Raw genomic sequence first — 1,805 nt, 5'->3', positions numbered from 1 at the left:
CCGGCACGCTGGAGGCGCTGGCGCGCGCGCTGCGCGAGGGGCGCGGCGCGCCGGTGGCGATCGCCTGCGTCACCTCCGGCCTGTTCGACCACCTCCCCCCGCTGGTCCGCGCGCTGCGCGAGGCGCTGCCGGATTCCGCCATCGCGGTGCGCGAGATGGACAGTGTCGACGCGCAGGAGGCGCTGCGCCGTGGCGAGGTCGATCTCGCTTTGCTGCGCCTCGATCGCGACCGGCCGCCGCTGCGCGTCCGCCCGCTCGGCGAGGACCATCTGGTGGCGGCGCTGCCGGAGGGGCACGCGCTGCTGGCGCAGCCCGGCGCGCTGCCGCTTTCGGCGCTGGCCGGCGCGCCGCTGCTGACCCTGCCGCGCTCGATCAGCCCGGCCTATTTCGACGGGCTGGTCGCCGCCTGCCGCGCCGCCGGCTTCGAGCCGCAGGGGGTGCGCGAGGTCGGCTCGGCGATGGCGCAGCTGGGCTTCGTGGCGTCCGGCCTCGGCATCGCGCTGGTCTCCTCCGGCATGGCGCGCATCCATCCGCCGGGTGTCGCCTTCCGCGCCGTGCGGGGGCCGGGCGGCGCGCCGGTGCAGGCCGTCGCCGTCGCGCTGGCCTGGAACGAGGAGCGGCCGAGCGAGGCGGCGGCGGCCGCTCTGGCCGTCGCGCAGCGTGTCTTCCCGCCCGCCGCCACGCTTCCGTCAAGCTAACGTCGCCGTAATTTTCTTGGCCAATCAGGCCATAAGCGCTTTCTTCTCACGCAGGATGTCGGCATGTTGCCGCCGGCCCCGCCGCGCTGGGGAACCCGTCGCCGCTCCGGCGGCGGGATGCCGGCCGGGCCCTGTGTTGGGGAGTGAGAGGTCGCGCACCCGCCGGATGGCGCGCGGCACAAGGGGGACGCCATGCCGGGGATCGGAACCATCGCGGCGCGCACGCGCCGGGCCTTGCTGTGCAGGCTTGGGCTGCCCATGCTGGCGCTGCTGCTGCTGGCCATGGGGGCGCTGCCGGCGGCGGCGCAGATCGGCGGGGCGCGCTACTCCGCCATCGTCATGGATGCGGCGACCGGCGAGGAGCTGGTCTCGGTCAATGCCGGCGCCTCGCGCTACCCGGCCTCGCTGACCAAGATGATGACCCTCTACATGATGTTCGAGGCGATGCAGCAGGGCCGCATGACGCTGTCCACGCGCATCCCCGTCTCGCGCCACGCGGCCGGGCAGGAGCCCTCCAAGCTCGGGCTGAAGCCGGGCAGCAGCATCAGCGCGCGCGACGCCATCCTGGCGCTGGTGACGAAATCCGCCAATGACGTCGCCGCCGCCGTGGCCGAGCATCTCGGCGGCAGCGAGGTGCAGTTCGGCCGCCTGATGACGCGGCGCGCCCAGTCGCTCGGCATGCGCGACACCAGCTTCCGCAACGCCTCCGGCCTGCCCGACGCCAACCAGGTGACGACGGCGCGCGACATGGCGCTGCTCAGCCGCGCGCTGATCCGCCACTTCCCGCAGCACTATGCCTACTTCAACGCGCGCAGCTTCAGCTGGCGCGGCCAGACCATCCGCAGCCACAACCGCGTGCTGGCCGAGTATGACGGCGCCGACGGGCTGAAGACCGGCTTCATCCGCGCCAGCGGCTTCAACCTGGCCTCCAGCGCCGAGCGCGGCGGGGTGCGGCTGATCGTCGTCGTCTTCGGCGGCGCCACCAGCCGCGAGCGCGACGACCATGTGATGGCGCTGTTCGACCGCGGCTTCCAGGAGCGCGGGCGCGGCAGCGACATGATGGTGGCCGGGCGCGCCGGCGCGCCGCTGCCGGCCGGGCCGCGGCTG

General features: G+C 74.4%; 2 protein-coding genes. Both read left to right on the top strand.

Features of this window, described 5'->3' with window-relative positions:
- Positions 1–698, top strand: a 698-nt coding sequence (locus HMPREF0731_RS20285; RefSeq protein WP_051014839.1) for a LysR family substrate-binding domain-containing protein, incomplete at its 5' end; no start/stop codon positions are given.
- 258 nt (positions 699–956) lie between these two features.
- A partial coding sequence (locus HMPREF0731_RS20280; protein ID WP_169312314.1) for a D-alanyl-D-alanine carboxypeptidase family protein occupies positions 957–1,805 on the top strand: 849 nt, incomplete at its 3' end.

The sequence above is a fragment of the Pseudoroseomonas cervicalis ATCC 49957 genome (assembly GCF_000164635.1).
Taxonomy (GTDB): Bacteria; Pseudomonadota; Alphaproteobacteria; order Acetobacterales; family Acetobacteraceae; genus Pseudoroseomonas; species Pseudoroseomonas cervicalis.
This window is presented reverse-complemented; position numbering and strand designations above follow the sequence as displayed.